Below are 20,163 nucleotides of genomic sequence, written 5' to 3'. Positions count from 1 at the left end.
AACCCGGGGCTGGCCGCCTCGTCCACCGAGCCCGGCGACGAGACGTTGGACTACGTCGCCGCCCGGCTGATCAGCGGCAAGCTCAACGGTCGCCCGATCGAGGACACCATGGACCTCGGTCGGATCGAGAAGGCGGTCCGCGAGATCCTCATCGCGGTCGGCGAGGACCCCGACCGGGACGGCCTCCAGCAGACCCCGGCCCGGGTCGCCCGCGCGTACGCCGAACTCTTCGCCGGCCTGCGGGTCGACCCCTCCCAGGTGCTCAGCACCACCTTCGAGGCCAACCACGAGGAGTTGGTGCTCGTCCGGGACATCGACGTGATGAGCCTCTGCGAGCACCACCTGCTGCCGTTCCGGGGCAGCGCGCACATCGGCTACATCCCCGGCCCCGACGGCCGGATCACCGGCCTGTCCAAGCTGGCCCGGCTGGTCGAGGTCTTCGCCCGCCGCCCGCAGGTGCAGGAGCGGCTGACCTCGCAGATCGCCGACCTGCTGATGAGCAAGCTGCAACCGCGTGGCGTCATCGTGATACTGGACTGCGAGCACATGTGCATGGCGATGCGCGGCATCCAGAAGTCCGGTGCCAAGACCATCACCTCGGCCGTGCGGGGCGTGCTCCAGCACGACGCGAAGTCCCGCGCCGAGGCGATGTCGCTGATCATTCCCCGCTGAGCCGCTGAGCCGCTGAGCCGCTGAGCCGCTGAGCCGCTGACCCGCGACGCGTGGGGCGGCACCGGTCAACCGGCCAGCAGCGCCAGCGTGATTCCGGCGGCGGTCACCACCGCCGGGATCAGGCAGGTCAGCAAGCCCAGCCGGGGCGTACGGTCCCACCGGCCGTCCGGCCCCGGCGGGAACAGCCGGCCCACCCCCACCCAGCCCGCCGCGAACGCCGCCGCCGGCATCGGCAGACCCACCAGCAGCGCCGCCACGACCACCGGCCCGGTGCCGAGGGTCACCAGGAGCAGCAGCTGCACCAGGGGCACGACCAGCGCCAGCGGACCGTACACCAGCAGGTTGCGCAATCGGGGCGGCCAGCCCGCAGGGCGCAGCGAACCGCGCGCCGCCAGCGCCGCGTCGGCACCCTCCGCCCAGCCCTGCGCCTTGCGCAAGCCTGCCAGCACCGCCGCCGGGCCACCCACCATCGCCCGGGTCGCCTCGGCCAGTTCCGGTGGCGTCGGGGTCAGCGAGATCGCCGGTACGCCCAGCTCGCGCAGCCGGGCCTGCTGCGGCGTCAGGCGGGCGCGCACCTCGGTCAACTCGGCGCGCGCCGCCTCCACCGCCCGAGCCTGTGCCGCTGCGGCCGTCGCCGCGCCCCGGCGTACCCCGTCGAGCTGACGGGCGGCGGCCAGGTAGTCGGTCCAGGCGGCGGCCACCGACGGGGTCGGCTCGCCCCCGGCCCGCTGCCGGACCGGGGCCACCGTCACGGCGTCGTCGATGCTCACGGCCGAGGCTCCTCGCAGCTCGTCACGCCCGGTCCTCCTCGCGGTCGGTCACCTGCGGTCCTCCCGAGGGTCGGTCCCGCAAGCCGCACGTCGCGGCCGGAGCCGCGTGGCCGTCCTGCCCGGCCGGCTCCGCGCGGGCCGCCCTCGGGGCCGCTCGTGCCGGCCCCGTCGTGGACGGTCTGCGCGCGGACCCCGTCGTGGATGGTCTCCGCGCATGTCCCGTTGTGGGCGGTCTCCGCGCGGGCCCCGCCGTGGCCGATCATGCCGGGTCCGCCTCGTCGGCGAACGGCACCAGGACCGTGCCCCGGTCGTCGGTGCTGTCCCAGAGGACCACCCGGGCCGGCCGGGGACGCCACTGCACCGGATGCCCGAAGAGCGAGGCGAGCTGCGCACCCGGCACGTCGACCGTCGCGACCGCGGCCAGCTTCCCGACCTCGCCGTCGGGCTCCACCAACCCGGCCAGCGGCGGTACCGTCCGCCACCAGCCCAGCAGGTGGCGACCCGCCGGCGGGCCCTCCCGCAGCAGCGCACGCAGCCGGTCCGGCGGCAGCTCCTCCGTCGAGGGTACGTCCACCCCGAACACCACCAGGTAGGTCGGACCGGAACCCGGGACTCCGGCCAGCAACCCCGGCCCGTCCACCGTCGACACCCGGTGGCGCTCACCCAACTCGGCGGCGAGCGCGGCGGCCAGCGGCGCGGACCCCTCGGCCAGCGGCGCGAGCACGAACTCCGCGCCGCCCGGCGGATGGTGCGCGGCGGTGCTGCGCGCGGCCGTCGCCAGCAGCGTCGCCGCCGCCGGACCCGGCCCGAGGACAGCCAGGTTGCGGCCGGCCACCGGGCCCAGCGGCACCGCCACGGTCGTCCGGGCCACGTCGACCGCCCGGCCCAGCAGCGCCGCCGGCGCCCCGCACCGGCCGGCAACGGCGGCGCGCATCCGGGGGTCGTTGCCCAGCAACGGCCGGGCCCAACCCGCGAACACCACAGGCGGTACGGCATCCTCCGGCCGTGCCGCGAACAGCCGGTGCCGCAGCTCCTCGACCACCTCCGGAGCGTCGTGCGGGTCGGGGAACCGGACCAGCCGCTCGTGCCCACGCGTCGCGCCACGTGGGCCGCCCAGACCACCGGCGGTGTTGACCACGGCACTGCCCACCGCCAGACCGGCGGCGGCGTCGTTGGTCGGCATCAGCACCGCACTGCCGCCGGCAAGCGCCACCCGCACCGGGAACTGCCCCAGCACCGAGTCCCGGGGTGCCGCTCCCGCGCCGACGCCGAGGTCACCCGCGCCGGCCAGCACCAGGTGCACGCCGTACCCGCGACCCGACCTGGCCAGCCCGTCCAGGCGGGCCAGCACCTCGGCGGCCGCCGGTTCCCGGTCCGAGAGCAGCAGCGGAAAGTTGTCGATGACACAGACGACGCGCGGCAGCACCTGATGGTCACGCAGCTCGGCGAAACGATGGCCGCCGATCCGCGCCGCCACCTCCTCCCGGCGGTGGATCTCCGCCGCCAACTGGTCGAAGAGGTCCCGAACGTACTCCGGGTCGGCGGCCATCCCCGCCGCGCGGACCTGAGGCACCCACGACCTGTCCCGCCGGGTCTGGAGGAACTCCACGAACGACTCCCCGGCACCCAGGTCCACCAGGTACAGGGCCAGCTCGTCCGGGCCGTAACGGGCGGCCAAGCCGAGCAGCGTGTTGGTCAGGAAGGCCGCCCGGTCCGCATCCGACCGACCGCTGACCAACCAGTGCGGGGTCAACTCGGTGAAACCCACGGTGACCGGCCGGCCGCCGGCGTCGCCCACCGTGGTGGACAGGCCGTCGACCGAGGAGGACGCCCAGAGTGACGCGTCCCCGGGCGGCAGCAGTTCGGCGAGGCCCAACCGGGAGCCCGCCTCGATCTGGTCGGCCAGCCGACGACAGACGGCGTCGATCAGCTCCGCGCCGGGGTCCTCGTCGACGAGGACGGGACAGTTCAGACCACCCGGCGCATCGGTGCCCGGCCCGCTGTACGGGCTGCCCGGCGGATCACCCAGCAGCGCGTACGAGGTGCGCAGCCGTACCGGGGTGGCCTGTGGCAACGGCGGCCGGGCCGCCGGCCAGCCGGCGACCACCAGGTGCAGCCCGGCACCCCGGCCCCGTTCGGCGAGCGCCACGATCCGGTCCAGGTCACTCGACGCCGTCGACCCGGGCAGCCCGGCGATCACCAGCAGCAGCGTCCGGTCGTGTCGGCGGGGTCGGCCGGCCCCCGGGGAGACCCACTGCTCGGCCTCGGCGAGCACCGCCCTCAGCCCGGCCACGTCCGTCGCCGCAGGCGGAAACAGCCCGGCGTCGGCCAGCGCGGTGAACGGGGCGAAGACGGCCCCGTTCCGGGGGTTCGTCGTCCCACTGTGCTGCGGTGCGGTGCTCGCGTCGGCGGCGACGTTCTGGGGGGCGGCCCCTGTGGTGCGGGCTCTGCTGATGTCGGATCGCCCGGCACGGGCTTGTTCCGCGCCAGCCTTGCTGGTGCTGGTGCTGGTGCCGACGGTGGCCGGGCTGGCGGTGGCGTCGGCGGTGCCGGGTCGGGTGCCGGTGCTTGCGGTGCCCGCTGTGGAGCTGCCGTCGACGCCACGGACCAGGAGGCACCCCGCCGGAGTGGCCGCCAGCAGACGCAGCAACACGGCCCGGACGAGACCCGCCACCCGGGTGTCACGCACGTCCACGTCGAGGGTCAGGTGCGCCGAGCCGAGCAGCGGCACCAGCGCCGGGAAGCGCGCATCCTCCAGCGGGGCCCCCGTCCCGATCCGGACGAAGGGCGGATGCCCCTCACCACACGGCGTGTGCACCGACAGGTCCGTCAAGGCGTCCCCGGCCCAGCCCGGGGCGAGGAGGGTGGCGGCGTGCCGCAGCCGGTCCGCCAGCTCGTACTGGCGGCGTTGGTCGGCGGGGGCGGGACGGATCTCGTCGAGGACCGTAGCGGCAGCGGCGACGGTCGCGGCGGCCCGGCGGTGCAGGGCTGCGGCGCGGTTCGTGCGAGCCTTCGGACCGGCCACCGCGTCCACCCCTCTTTCCGAGGTGCTCCACCCCGCTGTTCGCGACGGGAAGCCTCCCCGACTGCAGACCGTATCCCAGCCCCGGCCACTCCTCCGGGAAGCGCGGCGGCGATGCGCCGGGCTTGTCGCACATCGCGGTGAACTCTCACCTCCCGGGGTCGTCCTGTCACGATCCGCAGCCTTCGGGGCATTGGGTACGGAGCGTCCAGCCGATAGCCTCAGGGGGTGGAATCAGTGCAGCCCCCCGCCGGTTCCCAGGTGTCCCGAGTACCGGCGCAGCGGACCCCACCGGAGCACTCGGCTCCCCCTGCGCCGCTGCCGGCACCGCAGCGTCCACCCCGTCGGCTCCGGACCGTCCTCACGGTCGTCGCCGGGGTGCTGGCGTTGCTCTGCGTCGGCGGCGGGATCACCGGCTACGTGCTGTACGAGCGGGCCGCTACCCCGGATCGCAGCGCCCCGGACGTCGTCGTCGACAACTATCTCCGTGAGTTCTTGGTCAACGAGAACGACACGCGCGCCAGTCTCCTCATTTGCGAAGATGCGGATCTTGGAGCGGTTGCGACTCTCCGGGACGAGCTACGGCAACGAGAAAGCAAATTCAATGTTGTGGTAAGAGTTGGCTGGGGGTCGTTGACCAGAGTGGAAACGCCTCAGGGTGAATCCGTGACGACCACTTTGACTATCTCGGGTTCGGCCAACGGTCAGCAGCGAAGCAGCCGTCGGGAGGACTGGACTTTCGACGTCGTCGATATACGCGACGGCTGGCGTGTCTGCGGTGCACGGAAGGCTGTCTGACAGTTATTCGATCCACAGCAGGTGGACGGGGATTTCCATAGTGGTGGGCGGCTGTCCGCGCCAGGCCCAGCGGTACCACTCCAGTTCCGGCGTGACCCGGACACAGATGTCACCATCGGCACCGGAGTAGGACTCGGTCACCGCGCGTAGATCGCGGTGTTCGACGGCGTCCTCGACGTGGACCACCCGTCGTCCGCTGACCGCGTCGGTCTCGAAGACCGGGGTGGGGGCGCGGTGTGTCGGCCCGTCCAGCGAGACGAGCTGGATCCCCTGTTCCCGCACGGGTCCGGTAGGCGCAGGCCGGTCACCCAGGGTCTCCACCCAGACCCGCTCCACGGGGACGAGCGGGGCGAAGACCTCCACCTGGTCGGCCTCCGCCCGGTACCACTCGTGCTCGGGGATGACCGGCACATAGGTACGGCTGCCCTGTACCACCCGCTCGTCGGCGCGCAGGTCCCCGCGCCAACCGAGGCCGGGGAGCCCGACGAGGACCCGCCGGCCGCGCAGCTCCACCCGACCGGTGGCGGGAACGATCTCGACCGGTCGTGGTGGAAGTGGCGCCCAGTCGGGCTGGCCGGCGAACGGGTCCGGCAGTGGTCCGCTCATCGGGGCGACAGCCTCATGCCGAACCATTCAACGGCGCACCACGCTGCCGCATGAACGGCACCGGGTTGATGCCGCCGGAGAAGCTGCGGTTGCTGTCGATGTGCACCTCGAAGTGCAGGTGCGGGCCGGAGGAGTTGCCACTGCTGCCGACCAGACCGATCACCTCCCCGGCTTTGACGAGCTGCCCGGGGACCACCCGGGGCTTTTCGATCATGTGGCAGTACCGGGTGATGAAGCCGCCGGCGTGCAGGATGTCGACGAACCACCCGCACCCTCCCTTGCCCGGGAAACCGTCGACGTCACAGTTGCGATTTCCACGGTGGTCGGGATCGCAGCGGGCCACCAGCACCCGCCCGGTGGCGGCGGCGTGGATCTCGGTTCGCTTGCGTGCACCGATGTCCACGCCGTTGTGTCGCGGTCGGCTCGCCGTCCGAAAGCCGGAGCCGACCCCGCCGTCGATCGGCGCGGTCCAGCCGGAGGCGGCGATGGCGCGGGCGGAGGCGCGGTCGCACACCGCCCGCTCCGCGATCTGGACCGTGCGGGCAGCCCCACCGGCGAGCGCGTTGACGATCTGGCTGGCGACGTCCTCGTGTTTCGCGTACGCGTCGGGGTAGGCGCTGATCTGCACCTTCTGCGCGGCCCGGGTCAGGGGCATCCGCTCCCAACCGTCGATCTTCACCAGCTTCTCGTAGAACTTGCGGGCCGCATAGTCGGGGCTCATCCGTTGGGTGACGCTACCCCAGCCGGCCCGCTGCTGGAACAGACCGAGAGAGTCGTGGTCAGAGCCGACACCCTCGTTCGGAATGCCGCGGGAGCCGGCGACGGTGCTGTTGGACAGGTTGCGCAGCGCTGACTCCTGCATCGCCGTCGCCACCGCTATCACCCAGCCCCGCGGTGGCACCTTCATGTCCTGACCGACCTTGATGATGACTGCGGCATTACGCATCTGACTGGCCCCGTACGCGGACATCCGGGGCATCTTGCCGGTGACGTTGACGCGGTGCTCGTCATCGCACTGCTGCTCGTCCGACACCAGGGTCTCCTGGTCGCCGCCGAGGTTCGTCAGGAAGAACGCGGCACTGCCGCCCCCGCAGCAGAGCAACGCGAGAGCGCCGGTCAGTGCGGCGGCGACGGCACCCACCCGAATCCGGCGGCGTGGGCCACCACTCGGTGACAGTTCGGCAGTCATTCCCGCTCCCAGTCCACGGCATCCACCAACCAGCGGCCGTCGGGGGCAACCAGTTCCAGCCGCAGCTGTCCACCCTCCAACGGAACCAGAACTTCCGTGAAGACCGCCGTCCGAGGTCGCAGTGTCGGAGAACCGGCGATCTTGACAGCAGGCACTCCGGCCGGGTCGGCACCGGTCAACTTCTCGGTGAGTTCCGGCGTCGACAACGGCCGCAGGGCCGCCTGCCACTGCTCCGCAGTGATGGTGGACCCGCCCAACCAGGCGGTGGTGAACCGGGTCGCCGTCTGCTCGGGGGTCAACTCCCCGGGCCGGGTACGCGGTGACTCCGGGACCGGGGTGGCGATGACCCCGTCGTCGCCCTCCTCTGGATCGACGGTCGTGATCGGTTCCCGTGGGCGGCTGCTGAGGCCCGCTGTGAGGTCGTCGGGACCAGACACCAGGCGAGCCGTACCGATCACCCCGAGGACCAGCACGGCGATCACGAGCGCAATGCCGAGCCGCGACCGGATGAGTCGCGTGAAGAGGAGTTCGACCGCTCGCCGCATCGCGTCACCTCGCCTCGGAGCGTATACGAGGGCTGGGCTTCACGGGTGTCGGTGCCGGCGCGGAGTCGGGTCGGTAGACCACGAAGGACGGAGTTTCCTCCGGCACGTCCGGCTCGGTCCAGCTCGCCGGGCGGCGTCGGGGGCGGGGTGCGGTCGTGGGCCGGTTGCCCTCCCGCGTCGGCGGCTTCGCCTCGGTCTCGTCGGCACGTTCGCGCCCATCCGGGCGTTCCCGCTGTGCCGGCGTGCTGACGGTCGAGTGGCTCGGGTCCTCCCGCCTGGCCTCGGGCCGCAGGGTGGCCGGTTCCAACGCGGCACCGCGCCCCCGGGTGAGCTTCGGCTCGGCCGTACCCCCCGGCTCGGCCACGTCGAGTCGGGCGGCAACGCGCATGTCCCGGAAGAACCGGCGGTGCCACGACCCGGCCGAGCCGACCGCCTCACTGCTGTCCTTGCCGCCGAGCTGGGTGATCCTCCGGTAGGGCCGGAGCAGTAACCAACCGACCACACCGCAGAGCCAGACCAGCACCACCTGGAGCCAGCCCGGCAGGGTCGAAGTGCTCATGATCAGGTCCACGGCGAACAGGTAGATCGCCGCTCCGGTACCGAAGATGGCGATGTTGAACACGGCAGCGACCACGGCGTTCGCGAGCCGTCGCAGCCCGGCGCTGGCCGGGCGGAGCAGGCCGATCGTGCCCAGGATCGGTGCGGCGATCACCGCCCACCGGAAGATCATGAAGCCGAGCAGCACCAGCAGCGAGGCGGTCAGGTCGAACATGGCGAAGAGCAACGCGGCGAGGACCGCGATGAACCCGGAACCGATCCGGTCCATGTCCCTGCTGCCCTGGAGGTACTCGTATGCCTCAGGATCCTCGGTCTTGATCTGCTCGGCGACCGTCATCCACTGCTGCTGTTTGGCCTTGATGGTGGCGTCGCGGGTGGCGGGATTCTCCCGGAGCTTCTCGGCCTCCTCCCAGGAGAGCGACTTCGCATCGTAGAGGGCCGCCCCGTACTTCTTGGCCGTCTCGCTGTCCGCCGAGCCCAGGACCCCGCGCAGCCAGTTGCGGTACAGCATTGACTCGGTGGCGGTGTCACTGGCGCGCACGGCCGGGGGGCGGCTGTCCTTGCAAGCATCGGGATTCGGATCGTCGCACTGGTCCGCTGGTGTGTCGCGCGCTGCTGGACCGATTGCATCATGGACGACGCCCAGTGACGTGATGAGAGTGCCGTCGGCGATGTTGGCGGACTTCACCGGCCAGGCGGCCAGTGCGGTCACCGCGACCATCACCAGCAGGGCCCAGCCTGCGGTGGTCATCGCGTTGCTCATGTCCGACTGGCGGGAGCGCCAGAGCAGGTAGAGGCCCACCACACAGAGCGTCACGATGCCGAAGACGCTGAACACCTTCTGGTAGACGGCCTTGGTCGCCTTCTCGACCAGCGGGTCGGCCCAGTTCCACATCGACCGGGGGTCCCAGGCGCGTTCCCGGAGCGCGTTCGAGGCACCCACCACGGCGGTGGCCATCATCAGTTCGCCGTTGGCGACGGTGGTGGTGAACTTGTAGTCCGGATGCAGGACGGTGGAGGCACAGCCTCCCTCCACGTCGTACGTGTTGAAGCTGTAGCCGCCGTAGCCGTAGTCGCTGTAGAAGCCTTTCGGTCCGGGGAGCTTCGACGAGTCGGGGCGGGAGGCGAACCAACCCGCCAGACCGGAGTCCGGGGCCGACGGTACCGGCGGCTTACGGCAGTCCACCTCCGTCTCGCTGACCTGCTTGAGCTTGGCGACGCAGGCGCGGAAGTCGGCCTGCCACTCCTTGGTGGTGCAGAGATCGGCAGCCGCCTGTGCCGTCAGGGTGGCCTGCGCTGTGACGGGGGTACGGGCGTACGCCGGTGTGGCCCCGACCACCGGCCAGGCGATCGTGGCACCGGCGAGTACGCCGAGTGCGAGGAGGAGCGCCGTGATCCGTGCCCGGGCCCTCGCCATTGTCACGCCTCCAGATCAGCCAGGACGGTCGGCAGTATCCCGGCGGCCTGGGCGACCGCGGCGGGGGTGGTGTCGAGGTGATCCAGCAGCCCCTCGACGTACGACACGTCGACCCGGACCTTCTGCACCCGGCCGTCCACGTCCCGCATGACGAACTCGCGGAAGCCGAGCCGGGTGGCGGAGGTCGTGTCGACGGCGGACAGGGAGGCCAGGGTGGCCTCGTAGCCGTCGTCGACCGGCACCCGGAGCAGCCGGAGCGCCTCGGAGGCGATCTCGGTGTCCTCGGCGATGCGGCCGACGAAGACGGTGGAGACGAGGTTCTGGACGTCGAGGCCGAGGATGTCCTTCGGGTTCTGCGAGGCGACCAGTGCGGCGAGGTTCCACTTGCGGGAGTCGCGGGCGAGGCGGACCAGGAAGGACCGGCCGGAGCGCCAGCCCTCCATGAAGTGTGCCTCGTCCAGGCCGACGAGTTTGCGCGAGGACATCGACCCGCCGTAGCAGCGGCGGACGGCGAGGCGGTGCGCGGTGTGCAGCATCGGCAGCGCCAACGCCTCCTCGGCCGACCAGTACTCGCGTTCGATCTTGAGGTCGGGCAGGCGCAGGCCGGCCATGGTGATCACGGTGAGCGCCGCCCCCGCGCCGAGCAGTCCCTCCGGCGGGCGGCCGAAGAAGAGCATGGCCAGGGGCATCTCGGCGGTGTCGAGCAGCAGGTGGGCCAGTTCCCGGCCGGCGTCGTCGTCGAGCCCCTGCAGGCAGGTGACCACGTCGTCCAGGGTGGACGTCTCCTCGGCCGGCACCTGGCGTACCGCGTGCCGGAACAGGGTGGCGGTGGACGCCTCCCGGGCCACCTGCGGCGGCACCAGCATCATGCAGATGTCCTGCACCAGCATGCGTCGTTCGGCCCGGGCGTTGGAGACGGCGATCTCGAACTCCCGGTCGCCCGCCGCCCCCGAGGTGAACTCGCTGCGCAGCGGGGTGGGGATGAGCGCGTACGGGGCCAGCGTCCCCGGCTCCGAACCGGTCAGGTTGAGCACCCGGGCGTACGGCTTGAGCTCCGGCATGGCGCAGAGCCGGGCCAGCGGCCCGGACGGGTCGAGCAGGGTGACCTGCACGCCCCGCCGGGCGGCGAGGTAGCCGAGCGCGCCGAGCAGGGTCGACTTGCCACCACCGGGTTCGGCGACGAAGACGGCGAGCCCGGAGCGCTCGCGTACCTCCATCGGGAAGTGCAGGTCGAGGAAGACCGGCCGGCGGCAGGTCCCGGCGGTACGTCCGATCAGGTCGCCCCGACGGTCGCCGACGGTCGACGCGGCCTGGGGGAGCGCGGCGGCCAGCAGTGGCACCGGCATCCGGCGGACGTACCCGGTGTTGGCGATCGGCTCGCCGGGGATGAACTCCCGGGCCAGCCAGTCCTGGTTCTTCGGGTGTTGCAGGGAGATGCGCAGTTCCCGGGAGTAGAGCTGGATGAGCCGGCGGGCCCGTTCCATGCACTCCTCGCGGGTCCGGCCGCCCACGGCGATCCGGTGCCAGCCGTGTGCCCGGGCGGAGTCGACGGGCAGGCCGGTGGTCATCTCGTCGCCGATCACCAGTGCCCGCTTGGCGAGCCGTTCCAGCTCGGGCGGGGCGTCGATGCCGTGCTCGGCGTAGTCGAGCTGCTGCGACCGGATCATCCGCAGCCGGTGTTCGAGGTTACGGAAGGAGTCGCCGGAGCCGAGGATGTCGACCCGGGTGGAGATCTCCATGGGCCAGGGCAGCCGCTCGTGGAAGTGCAGCCACGGCTCGTGCCGTTCGGGGATCTCCAGCGGCTCCATCCGGCCGACCGCGAGCACGGCCACGTGCCGTTCCTCGCCGGTCATCCGGTTGACCAGCTTGACGGTGGTGCCGTACGGGGTGCGGTAACGCTCGACCTGTTCGGTGAGGGCGAGCAGGTCACCGCGTTCCCACCGGCCGTTGGTCACCGGGGAGAGGGCACCGGGCGGGGCCATGCACAGCGCCACCGAGCGGTAGAGCAGCCATTCCAGCTCCTGCGCGGTGACCCGCCGGCCCCGCATGCCGAAGCTGCCCAGCACCTCGTCGAACTGCTCGACGGTACGCCCCAGCTTGCGGCGTTCACCGTCGGCGGTGCCCTTGCCGAAGGCGCGCAGCAGACGTTCGGTGAGGGAATCGCCGAGGGAACGACGGGCGAAGGTGACCCCCAGGTAGGTCTGCCCCTCGGCGTGGTTGACCGACATCAGGTGCTGCTGCGCGGCGACCAGGTGGTCGGCCCAGCCCGGCGTGCCGGGGACGTCGGGCAGTGGCGACGCGGTGTGCGCGTCGATGGTGCGGGCCCACTCGTCGGCGGGGAACGGCCGGGTGGTGCGGCGCAGGTGCAGCCGGAACCCGGCCAGACCGGCGTACTGCTCGGAGATCGCGGAGAGCAGCGCCTCGCGTTCGGCGTCCGGACGGAACGCCCAGCGCACCTCGGGGAGCCAGTACCAGGCGGTGACCGTGTTGGGGGTGAACGTCAGGTGCCCGGCGATCTCGGTGATGGCCAGCTCGATCGACGGGTCCCGGTCCCCGAATTTGATCTTCGGTGGGCGTACCCGGACCGGCTTGGTCGCGGCGGTGCGGCGGCTCGCCGCACGTTCCCGGGGCGTGGCCAACTCCCGGGAGCCGGGGTCCGCCGGCGCGGGCCGGTCGGAGTCGACGGTCGCGGGCCGGGCCGGTTCGGCGGCCAGCGCGCCGGCCGGGGCCACCACGGCCTCCGCCCGGATCGGCTCGGTCGGCTCCGGCCAGGCCGGCTCGACGTCCTCCGGCCAGGCCGGCTCGACGTCCTCCGGCCAGGCCGGCTCGACGGGTTCGGGCCAGGCCGGGGTCGGGGTCGCCGCCGGGGTGGGTCGGGGCCGGGGGGTCAGCGTCGCATCCCGCCGGGACTGGCCGGCGTTCTCCCGCCGCGCCTGCTCGGCGGCCTCGCGTCGGCCCCGCTCCGCCGTCTCGCGCCGGGCCGCCTCGGCCGCGTCCCGTCGGGCCTGCTCCGCGGCTTCCCGGCGGGTCTGCTCGGCGGCCTCGCGTTCGGCCCGAGCGACCGCCTCGCGGTGTGCCGCCTCCGCCGCCTCGCGTTCGGCCCGTACCACCGCCTCGCGGTGTGCCGCCTCCGCCGCCTCGCGGCGGGCCGCGTCCGCCGCCGCCTGCTCGGCGGCTTCCCGGCGGGCCCGCTCGGCGGCCTCGCGTCGGGCACGGTCGGACGCCTCCCGGGCCCGTTCGGTGGCCTCCCGGCGGGCGCGTTCGGCCGCCTCCCGCGCGGTGAGCGGTTCGCCGGTGTCCCGGGGGAACGGGTCGGTGGGGACCCGGCGCGGTGCCCGCTGCGGCGCCTCGGCCGGACGGTCGCCGGTCGGGGTCGTCGTCGACCGGTCACCCTGCTGGTGCGGGACGCGGGTGCGCGTGGTCGGCGGGGCCGCCTCGAGGGCCGCCGCCGGTGCCTGCGCCTCGATGGCCGGCGGCGGGGTGGGGGCCGGTTGGTGCGGCACGGGCCGGTGCTCCCGGCCGGGCCCCCGGCGTGCGGGGGTGCCGGGTGCCGGGGCGGTGCCGGGGCGGGGACCGCCACCGAAGAGGTCGAGGAAGGGGGAGTCGATGTCGGTGCCGTCACCCACCAGCATCGGCGCGGCGGGTGCCGGATCGGCCGGCGGGGTACCCCGGCCGGGGGTGGGCCGGGGAGCCTGGAACACCCCCACGCCGCCCTGTCCCGGGCCGGTGAGCAGGGACGGGTCGTACGGCTCGTCGTCCCGCAGCTCCTCCTGGGGGTAGTCGAACGACCGCGCACGGTTACCGTGTGGGGCGCTGTGTCGTCCGGCCGGGAAACCCGGCGTGGAAGAGCGACTCATTCGACCGCCTCACCCGTGTGGTCCGACTGCCCGATAGGGGTACGCCTCGTCATGCCAGTTCCTCCCGGATCCTGATCCGGCTGCCGACCAGGCGGGGGTCCCGCAGCTCGGCGGCCGGTTCCCGGGTGCGTCGCCAGTCGGTGAGCGCGGTGCGGATGACCATCCGCGCCGGCCGGTCCGGGTCGACGTACCGGAAGATGAACGAGGTGCTCACGATGGCGAGCGCGATCTCCCAGGCGGGGAAGAGCTCGACCTGCAGCGTGAACAACCAGTGGATGAACATGTAGAGGGGTACGAGCAGCATGAACAGTCCGTACTGGGCGTACGGGAGGTGGACCGGAAGGGTGTAGCCGGGCGGCCCGAGGTAGACCAGGCGGGCCCGGTAGATGTCGTCGTCGGTGCGCAGCCGCATGTCTCGCCCGCGCCTATTCGAAGATCAGATCGATCAGGTAGTCACCGATGAAGAAAAGTGTTGCCGCGCCGGCGATGAAGGCCAGCCCGACGATCGCGATGGCCGAGCTGGTCAGCACCTTGGAGATCTCGCCCCGGCTGGCCCGGCCGATGAAGATGACCCCGAGCACGGCGAGCAGGATGGGTGCGATCTTGCTGGCGAAGAAGGTGACGACACCGTTGGTGTCGATGCCCTTGGGGGCCGGTTCGGCGAGTGGCGTCGTCACCAGGGTGTGCAGCACCTGTGCGACGCCGGAAGACGTCGTCTCCATCAGCTCGAAGGCGATCACTGGAACCTCCCCATAACGCGGCCGGCGGTGCCGCGGTGGTGCAGTAGGCAAGCCTGGCGGGAATGTGCTCACTGTGCACAGCGTCGATGACGCGGCGCGGGTCTCCCACCACGGAGAGTGGCGAGATTTGGGGGGATTTTCCCGCTTCGGCCCTCCCTCCAGGCTTCGCCATCTCTTGATGCTGGGCAATTCCACAGCGTACGGGCCGCCCCCCTTTGCGACAAGCCGCGAAGAGTCGACCCGATTCGACCCGGACGACCGATCGTACACCTGTTCCAACGGGCACGTCAGGGTGCTCGTGGCGGGGCTGGTGGGGGTCCCCGGAGCGCCCCCGCGCGACCGGTACCGTCTAGTCGTGACCGATCTGGTACGGGCGCAGGCCCCGGTGGTGATGGGCGTCCTCAACGTCACCCCCGACTCCTTCTCCGACGGCGGCCGGTACGCCGACCTCGACGCGGCCGTCGCACACGGTGTGCGGCTGCACGACGAGGGGGCGCACCTGGTCGACGTCGGCGGCGAATCGACCCGGCCGGGCGCCGACCGGGTCGACCCCCGCACCGAGGCGTCCCGGGTGCTGCCGGTGATCCGCGAACTCGCCGCCGCCGGGGTGCCGGTCAGCATCGACACCACCCGCGCCCCGGTCGCCGAGGCGGCCGTCGTCGCCGGGGCCGCCGTGGTCAACGACGTCTCGGGCGGGCTGGCCGACCCCGACATGGCCCGGGTGGTCCGCGACGCCGGCTGCCCCTGGGTGCTCATGCACTGGCGGGGGCACTCCCGGGGGATGCGCGAGCTGGCCAGCTACACCGACGTGGTCACCGACGTCCGGGCCGAACTGGCGAAGCGGGTCGACGACGCGCTGGCCGCCGGGGTGGCCGCCGACCGGCTGGTGATCGACCCCGGGCTCGGTTTCGCCAAGACCGCCGCACACAACTGGGAACTCAGTGCCCGCCTGCCCGAACTGCTCGACCTCGGCCTGCCGCTGCTCTTCGGCGCCAGCCGCAAGTCCTACCTGGGCCACCTGCTCGCCACCCCGGACGGCACCCCCCGGGACACCGACGGCCGGGCCGCCGCCACCATCGCCACCAGCGTGCTCGCCGTCGCCGCGGGCGCCTGGGGGGTACGCGTGCACGACGTCCGGGGCACCACCGACGCGCTCGCCGTCTGGGCGGCCACCGGCCGCCCCCGGCTCGCCGCCACCGGCAACGACCCGGCCCCCACCGGCCGGACGGAGGGAGGAACGTGACCGACCGGATCGTCCTGACCGGACTGCGGGCCCGGGGCCGGCACGGCGTCTACGACTTCGAGCGTGCCCAGGGCCAGGAGTTCGTGGTCGACGCCGAACTCGAACTCGACCTCGCCCCGGCGGCCCGCTCCGACGAGGTGACCGACACCGTGCACTACGGCGAGCTGGCGCAGCGGCTGGTCGCGGTGGTCACCGGCGAGCCGGTCAACCTGATCGAGACGCTTGCCGACCGGCTGCTCGCGGTCTGCCTGGCCGACCCGCTGGTCGCCGCCGCCACCGTCACCGTCCACAAGCCCGAGGCCCCGATCCCGCACACCTTCGCCGACGTGGCCGTCACGATGCGGCGTACCCGGTGACCCGGGCGGTGCTGTCGATCGGCAGCAACCTGGGCGACCGGCTCGACCACCTGCGGGCCGCCGTCGCCGGTCTCGGTGACGCGGTGCTGGTGGTCTCCGGCGTCTACGAGACCCCCCCGTGGGGGGACGCCGAGCAGCCGGCGTACCTGAACGCGGCGGTCATGGTCGCCGACCCGGCGGCGACCCCGGACGACTGGCTGGCGCGGGCGCACGCCGCCGAGACCGCCGCCGGCCGGGTCCGCGACCCGGCGCGCCGGTACGGGCCGCGCACCCTCGACGTGGACGTCGTCGCCGTCTGGGACGACGACGGCCGGCCGGTGCTCAGCGACGACCCTGCGCTGACCCTGCCGCACCCCCGCGCCCACCAGCGCGCCTTCGTGCTCCGCCCGTGGATCGACATCGACCCGCACGGGCGGCTGGCCGGGCACGGCTGGCTGACCGACCTGCTCAACGCCGAACCGGTCGCCGGGGACGCCCTCGAACTGACCCCCCGCCCCGATCTTTCGTTAGAGTCGGACACATGAACCAGTGGAGCCGGCCGGTATGACGCCGTCCCGACCGCCCCGTGACCGGGAGCCCGACGGGTCGAGGATGGGTCCCACCCGGTTCTCGACGCTGCTGGTCGCCGCGCTCGCCGCCGCCGCCGTGGCCTGGTTGCTGATCAGCAGCTTCTACTACAGCGGCATTCCCCGGCTGCCCTGGCTGCCGGTGGTCACCCTGGCCGCGCTGGCCGTGCTGGAGGCGTACGCGGCGGTCAACACCCGTGGCCGGATCGAGCGGCGGCCCGGCCGGGAGCCGGTCAACCCGCTGCTGGTCGCCCGGTTCGTGGTGCTGGCCAAGGCGTCCGCGCTGGCCGGGGCGATCTTCCTCGGCTTCTACGCCGGGTTGACCGGCTGGCTCTTCGTCGAGCCGACCAACGCGGCCATCGAGGACCGGCCGGCCGCCGGGGCGGGCACCCTCGCCTCGCTGGCCCTGGTCGCCGCCGCGCTCTGGCTCGAACGCTCCTGCCGGGTCCCCGAGTCCGACGACGACGCCGACGACCGGGCCGACCGACCCGGGCAGCGCTGACAGGGGTTACGCCCGCCCCCGGCGCGCGGGTACGGTGCCTGGCGACCGGAACACAGTCAGCCGTCACCGGTGACGGCCGGTCACCTGGGAGGCGCACCGCATGGTGTACGACGAACCGGGCCGGACCGCGTCGGCAGAGGTGCCCGCGACCGTACCCGAGAACGTCCTCGACGACCCGGAGCAGGGGGAACCCGGCCGGGACCGGCTCGGCGTGCACGTGGTCTGGGAACTGGCGCTGTTGCTCGCCCTCGCCGCGTTGGCCTACCTGCTGTGGCGGGACGACCCGGACGCGCTGCGCGGTGCCGGCCTGCGGCGGCTGCTCGTCGACGCGGTCGCGCTCGGCCTGCTCGTCCTCGCGGCCGGGCTGAGCCTGCGGACCGCCGCGGTGAACCTGGCGATCGGCCCGGTGGCGCTGGCCGCCGCGCTGCACTTCGCCGAGCAGGGCGACCGGGGCGTGTCCCCGGCGGTCGTCCCGGCACTGGTCGCCGCCGCGCTGGGCGGGCTGGCCCTGGCCTGGGCGGTGGTGGTGCTGCACGTGCCCGGCTGGGCGGCCAGTCTCGCCGCCGCTGCCGGGGTGGTCGTCTGGATCGAACGGCGGGACCTGCCGGTGGCGGTGCAGGCCGACTACGACCCCCGGCGCAACGCCTACTACCTGTTCGCCGGGTTCGCCGCGGTGGTCGTCCTGCTCGGCGCGTTCGGTGCGATCCGGACCGTACGCCGGCTGGTCGGCCGGTTCCGGCCGGTGGCCGACCCGGCCCGCCGCCGCGGCATGGCCGCCGCCCTGGTGACGTCGGCCGCGCTGATCGCCTCCACCGTGCTGGCGATGCTCGCCGGGGTGCTCGTCGCCGCCAACGCGCAGGGCCCGGTGACGCCGACGTCGGGGCTGGACTGGACGGTGCTCGCGGTCGGGGTGTCCATGTTCGGCGGCACCAGCGCGTACGGCCGGCGGGGTGGGATCTTCGGCGCCCTCCTCGCGGTCGGCCTGGTGGTGACCTACCTGGCCTGGGCGGAGGATGTCGGCGCGCCGACCGACAGGTGGACCGTCGGTGGGACGGCCCTGGCCGGTGGTCTGCTGGTGACCCGGCTGGTCGAGACGTACGGCCGGCCCCGCACCCTCGCGGGTGAACCGGTGGAGCTGCCGCCGGTGCGGGACGGGGCGATCAGCTCCGGTTGGTCGATGCCCCCGGGCGGGGAGGCGCGCAACTGGACCCCGGCCCTGCCGGAGCGGACGACCGACGACACCCCGCCCGACCCCTGGGAGGCCCCCCGCTGGCCTAGTGCCCCGCCCCGCTGGGACGCCGACGAGCGGTGAGCGGCCCGGCCCGGACCGGTGCGGCCGGCGACCGGGCGTGGACGACGGGCCGGCGACGATCTCTCCGGTTAGGCTCGCGGGCATGACCGAGACTCCTTCCGCCGGCACCGGCCACACCTTCGACCAGCTCGACGCCCTCTCCACCGAGGAGCTGCGGGAGCGGGCCTTCGCGCGGGCCCGGGAGCGGCGGGACGTGAGGTTCTTCTGGTCGGTGCTGCGGCACCTGCCGAACGCCGACGAGGCCGCCGCGCTCGACGGGGCACCCAACTCGGTGGGGCCGACCATCGACGAGGCGGCGGCGCTGTGGCGGGAGCTGACCGGGCACGGCTACGAGGAGTCCGCGCCGCTGCTGCGGGCGGCGTTCATCGACTACCTGATGAAGCACTGAGCGGCCGGCCCGCCGGCTGGCGGGAGAGGTTTGCCGGCCGTGGCGGGTCGGGAACTTCCCGCCGCATGGCCCTCACCCAACGCCCCCGCAGCGTGCAGGGGTACGGCACCGCCGCCGGCACCGGCACCCTCGCCGCGCTGATCCTCGTCGCCGTCTGCGGCAGTCCCTGGTACGTCCGCTGGGCGGAGGCCCACACCGATCCGGACTCCGCCGGGGGCTGGTACCTGCGGCTGCTCGCCTGGCCCGCCTGGCGGGTGGAGGCGACCCCGGAGCACGGGGTGCTCGCCACCGACCTGCGGGCCATCCTGCTGCTGCTGTTCGCCGGGGTGCTGCTCTACCTGCTGCCGGCCGGTCAGGTGGCCCGGGTGCCCGGGTCGGCCAGCCAGTTCTTCTCCGGCTGGGCCGCGTACACCCTGGCCGCGGCGGCGGCGACCCTGTTGGCGGCGCTACTCACCGCGGACGGTCCGCTGCTGGCGGCCTTCGAGACCACCGGCACCGGGGCCGGCTACGGCTTCTTCGCCGGCTGGATCATCGGGCTGGCCAGCCTGGGCGGGCGGGCCTGACCCTCAGCTCAGCCGGCCCGCACCCTCACCGCTGGGCCGGTCCGGGTGGCGCCCGCGCCGGCTAGCCGCCGGGCTGCCCGAGGTCGAGCACCCGGGCGCGGCTGAGCGTGCCGGCCGGCCGGCCGTCGGCGGTGACCACGACCGCGTCGGTGCCGGCGGTCAGCATCGCGGCCAGCGCGTCGTACGCCGAGCGGCCCAGCGGCAGCTCCGGCAGGGTGCCGTCGGTGGCCTCGCCGTCGAGCACCTCCCGGGTGACCGGGGTGACCGCCAGCCGGCGGATGCCCCGGTCCGCGCCGACGAACTCGCGCACGAACGGCGAGGCGGGCGTGCCGAGCAGGGCCGCCGGGGTGTCGTACTGCTCCAGCCGGCCGCCCTCGGAGAGCACCGCGATCCGGTCGCCGAGCCGGACGGCCTCGTCGAGGTCGTGGGTGACCAGCACGATGGTCTTACGGACCTCGGCCTGGAGCCGGAGGAACTCCTCCTGCAACCGGGTCCGCACGATCGGGTCGACGGCGGAGAACGGCTCGTCCATCAGCAGCACCACCGGGTCGGCGGCCAACGCGCGGGCCACCCCGACCCGCTGCCGCTGCCCGCCGGACAGCTCGTGCGGGTAGCGGCGTCCGAACTGGGCCGGGTCCAACCCGACCAGCTCCAGCAGCTCGCCGCTGCGCTGCCGGATCCGCTCCTTCGGCCAGCCGAGCAGCCGGGGTACGGTGCCGACGTTGGTGGCGACCGTCTGGTGCGGGAACAGGCCGACGTTCTGGATCACGTAGCCGATCCGTCGGCGCAGTTTCACCGGGTCGACCCGGGTGATGTCCTCGTCGCCGAGCATGATCCGGCCGCCGGTCGGCTCGATCAGCCGGTTGACCATCCGCAGCACCGTCGACTTGCCGCAGCCGGACGGGCCGATCAGCACCACCAGCTCGCCGGCCGGCACCTCCAGGCTCAGCTCACGGACCGCGTCGGTGCCGTCGGGGTACCGCTTGCGGATGCCGTCGAGCGTGATCGACGCGGCACTGTGTCCTGCGTCGCCGGTGCCCCCGGGGGTAACGTCCACGT

19 protein-coding genes are annotated in these 20,163 nt (G+C 73.3%); 9 read left to right on the top strand and 10 right to left on the bottom strand.

What is annotated here, in order from left to right:
- Positions 1–9: 9 nt before the first annotated feature.
- Positions 10–672, top strand: a complete 663-nt coding sequence (folE, locus tag ACN261_RS06920) for a GTP cyclohydrolase I FolE (protein WP_204927152.1) — start codon at positions 10–12, stop codon at positions 670–672.
- Positions 673–737: 65 nt separating this feature from the next.
- Here the strand turns inward: folE and ACN261_RS06915 are convergent, their stop codons facing one another.
- Positions 738–1,442, bottom strand: coding sequence for a hypothetical protein (locus ACN261_RS06915; RefSeq protein WP_421484478.1), 705 nt, complete (start codon positions 1,440–1,442; stop codon positions 738–740).
- A gap of 259 nt (positions 1,443–1,701) precedes the next feature.
- Positions 1,702–4,476, bottom strand: a complete 2,775-nt coding sequence (locus ACN261_RS06910; RefSeq protein ID WP_425849014.1) for an FtsK/SpoIIIE domain-containing protein — start codon at positions 4,474–4,476, stop codon at positions 1,702–1,704.
- A gap of 225 nt (positions 4,477–4,701) precedes the next feature.
- On the opposite strand from ACN261_RS06910, the gene ACN261_RS06905 reads away from it, so the two are divergent.
- Positions 4,702–5,262 carry a hypothetical protein gene (locus ACN261_RS06905; RefSeq protein ID WP_425853567.1) on the top strand — a complete coding sequence of 187 codons (561 nt, stop codon included), beginning with the start codon at positions 4,702–4,704 and terminating at the stop codon, positions 5,260–5,262.
- Positions 5,263–5,265: 3 nt separating this feature from the next.
- Here the strand turns inward: ACN261_RS06905 and ACN261_RS06900 are convergent, their stop codons facing one another.
- From ACN261_RS06900 to ACN261_RS06870, 7 genes are read right to left on the bottom strand one after another with little or no spacing between them, the layout of a single operon-like run.
- Entirely contained in the window at positions 5,266–5,868 is a 603-nt protein-coding gene (locus ACN261_RS06900; RefSeq protein WP_204927081.1) for a hypothetical protein, read from the bottom strand.
- Between the two features lie 13 nt (positions 5,869–5,881).
- On the bottom strand, positions 5,882–7,057 hold the full coding sequence (locus tag ACN261_RS06895) for a M23 family metallopeptidase (protein WP_425849011.1): 1,176 nt from the start codon (positions 7,055–7,057) through the stop codon (positions 5,882–5,884).
- Positions 7,054–7,602, bottom strand: coding sequence for a hypothetical protein (locus ACN261_RS06890; RefSeq protein ID WP_425849009.1), 549 nt, complete (start codon positions 7,600–7,602; stop codon positions 7,054–7,056). Before ACN261_RS06890 ends, ACN261_RS06895 begins: the two co-directional genes overlap by 4 nt.
- Positions 7,603–7,606: 4 nt before the next feature.
- On the bottom strand, positions 7,607–9,577 hold the full coding sequence (locus tag ACN261_RS06885) for an MFS transporter (protein WP_425853566.1): 1,971 nt from the start codon (positions 9,575–9,577) through the stop codon (positions 7,607–7,609).
- Positions 9,578–9,579: 2 nt separating this feature from the next.
- Positions 9,580–13,434: an ATP-binding protein gene (locus tag ACN261_RS06880; protein ID WP_425849006.1), complete on the bottom strand. Its 3,855-nt coding sequence runs from the start codon at positions 13,432–13,434 to the stop codon at positions 9,580–9,582.
- 49 nt (positions 13,435–13,483) lie between these two features.
- Complete coding sequence (locus tag ACN261_RS06875; protein ID WP_067302246.1) at positions 13,484–13,846, bottom strand: hypothetical protein; 363 nt, start codon at positions 13,844–13,846, stop codon at positions 13,484–13,486.
- Between the two features lie 13 nt (positions 13,847–13,859).
- Positions 13,860–14,174: a hypothetical protein gene (locus ACN261_RS06870; RefSeq protein ID WP_425849004.1), complete on the bottom strand. Its 315-nt coding sequence runs from the start codon at positions 14,172–14,174 to the stop codon at positions 13,860–13,862.
- 355 nt (positions 14,175–14,529) lie between these two features.
- On the opposite strand from ACN261_RS06870, the gene folP reads away from it, so the two are divergent.
- From folP to ACN261_RS06835, 7 genes are all read left to right on the top strand, one after another.
- Positions 14,530–15,417: a dihydropteroate synthase gene (gene folP / locus ACN261_RS06865; protein ID WP_425849001.1), complete on the top strand. Its 888-nt coding sequence runs from the start codon at positions 14,530–14,532 to the stop codon at positions 15,415–15,417.
- Entirely contained in the window at positions 15,414–15,773 is a 360-nt protein-coding gene (gene folB, locus ACN261_RS06860; RefSeq protein ID WP_421484472.1) for a dihydroneopterin aldolase, read from the top strand. Before folP ends, folB begins: the two co-directional genes overlap by 4 nt.
- Positions 15,770–16,297 (top strand): 2-amino-4-hydroxy-6-hydroxymethyldihydropteridine diphosphokinase, encoded by a 528-nt coding sequence (folK, locus tag ACN261_RS06855; RefSeq protein ID WP_425848999.1) that lies wholly within the window; start codon positions 15,770–15,772, stop codon positions 16,295–16,297. The genes folB and folK overlap by 4 nt, the downstream gene beginning before the upstream one ends.
- A gap of 67 nt (positions 16,298–16,364) precedes the next feature.
- Positions 16,365–16,841 carry a DUF3180 domain-containing protein gene (locus tag ACN261_RS06850; RefSeq protein WP_421484470.1) on the top strand — a complete coding sequence of 159 codons (477 nt, stop codon included), beginning with the start codon at positions 16,365–16,367 and terminating at the stop codon, positions 16,839–16,841.
- A gap of 100 nt (positions 16,842–16,941) precedes the next feature.
- The gene (locus ACN261_RS06845) at positions 16,942–18,153 is read left to right on the top strand and encodes an ABC transporter permease (RefSeq protein WP_421484469.1); all 1,212 of its coding nucleotides are present in this window, start codon (positions 16,942–16,944) and stop codon (positions 18,151–18,153) included.
- A gap of 82 nt (positions 18,154–18,235) precedes the next feature.
- Positions 18,236–18,541: a hypothetical protein gene (locus ACN261_RS06840; protein WP_421484468.1), complete on the top strand. Its 306-nt coding sequence runs from the start codon at positions 18,236–18,238 to the stop codon at positions 18,539–18,541.
- A gap of 65 nt (positions 18,542–18,606) precedes the next feature.
- Positions 18,607–19,104, top strand: coding sequence for a hypothetical protein (locus tag ACN261_RS06835; protein ID WP_421484467.1), 498 nt, complete (start codon positions 18,607–18,609; stop codon positions 19,102–19,104).
- Positions 19,105–19,165: 61 nt separating this feature from the next.
- On the opposite strand, the gene ACN261_RS06830 is transcribed toward ACN261_RS06835, so the two are convergent.
- Entirely contained in the window at positions 19,166–20,161 is a 996-nt protein-coding gene (locus tag ACN261_RS06830) for an ABC transporter ATP-binding protein (protein ID WP_421484466.1), read from the bottom strand.
- Positions 20,162–20,163: the final 2 nt, after the last annotated feature.

The sequence above is a fragment of the Micromonospora sp. WMMD723 genome (assembly GCF_049863385.1).
Taxonomy (GTDB): domain Bacteria; phylum Actinomycetota; class Actinomycetes; order Mycobacteriales; family Micromonosporaceae; genus Micromonospora; species Micromonospora wenchangensis.
This window is presented reverse-complemented; position numbering and strand designations above follow the sequence as displayed.

Coding starts and splice junctions, on each gene's coding strand:
- ACN261_RS06900 (WP_204927081.1), bottom strand. CDS start 5,868: ATGAGCGGACCACTGCCGGACCCGTTCGCCGGCCAGCCCGACTGGGCG.
- ACN261_RS06895 (WP_425849011.1), bottom strand. CDS start 7,057: ATGACTGCCGAACTGTCACCGAGTGGTGGCCCACGCCGCCGGATTCGG.
- ACN261_RS06890 (WP_425849009.1), bottom strand. CDS start 7,602: ATGCGGCGAGCGGTCGAACTCCTCTTCACGCGACTCATCCGGTCGCGG.
- ACN261_RS06885 (WP_425853566.1), bottom strand. CDS start 9,577: ATGGCGAGGGCCCGGGCACGGATCACGGCGCTCCTCCTCGCACTCGGC.
- ACN261_RS06880 (WP_425849006.1), bottom strand. CDS start 13,434: ATGAGTCGCTCTTCCACGCCGGGTTTCCCGGCCGGACGACACAGCGCC.
- ACN261_RS06875 (WP_067302246.1), bottom strand. CDS start 13,846: ATGCGGCTGCGCACCGACGACGACATCTACCGGGCCCGCCTGGTCTAC.
- ACN261_RS06850 (WP_421484470.1), top strand. CDS start 16,365: ATGGGTCCCACCCGGTTCTCGACGCTGCTGGTCGCCGCGCTCGCCGCC.
- ACN261_RS06845 (WP_421484469.1), top strand. CDS start 16,942: ATGGTGTACGACGAACCGGGCCGGACCGCGTCGGCAGAGGTGCCCGCG.
- ACN261_RS06840 (WP_421484468.1), top strand. CDS start 18,236: ATGACCGAGACTCCTTCCGCCGGCACCGGCCACACCTTCGACCAGCTC.
- ACN261_RS06835 (WP_421484467.1), top strand. CDS start 18,607: ATGGCCCTCACCCAACGCCCCCGCAGCGTGCAGGGGTACGGCACCGCC.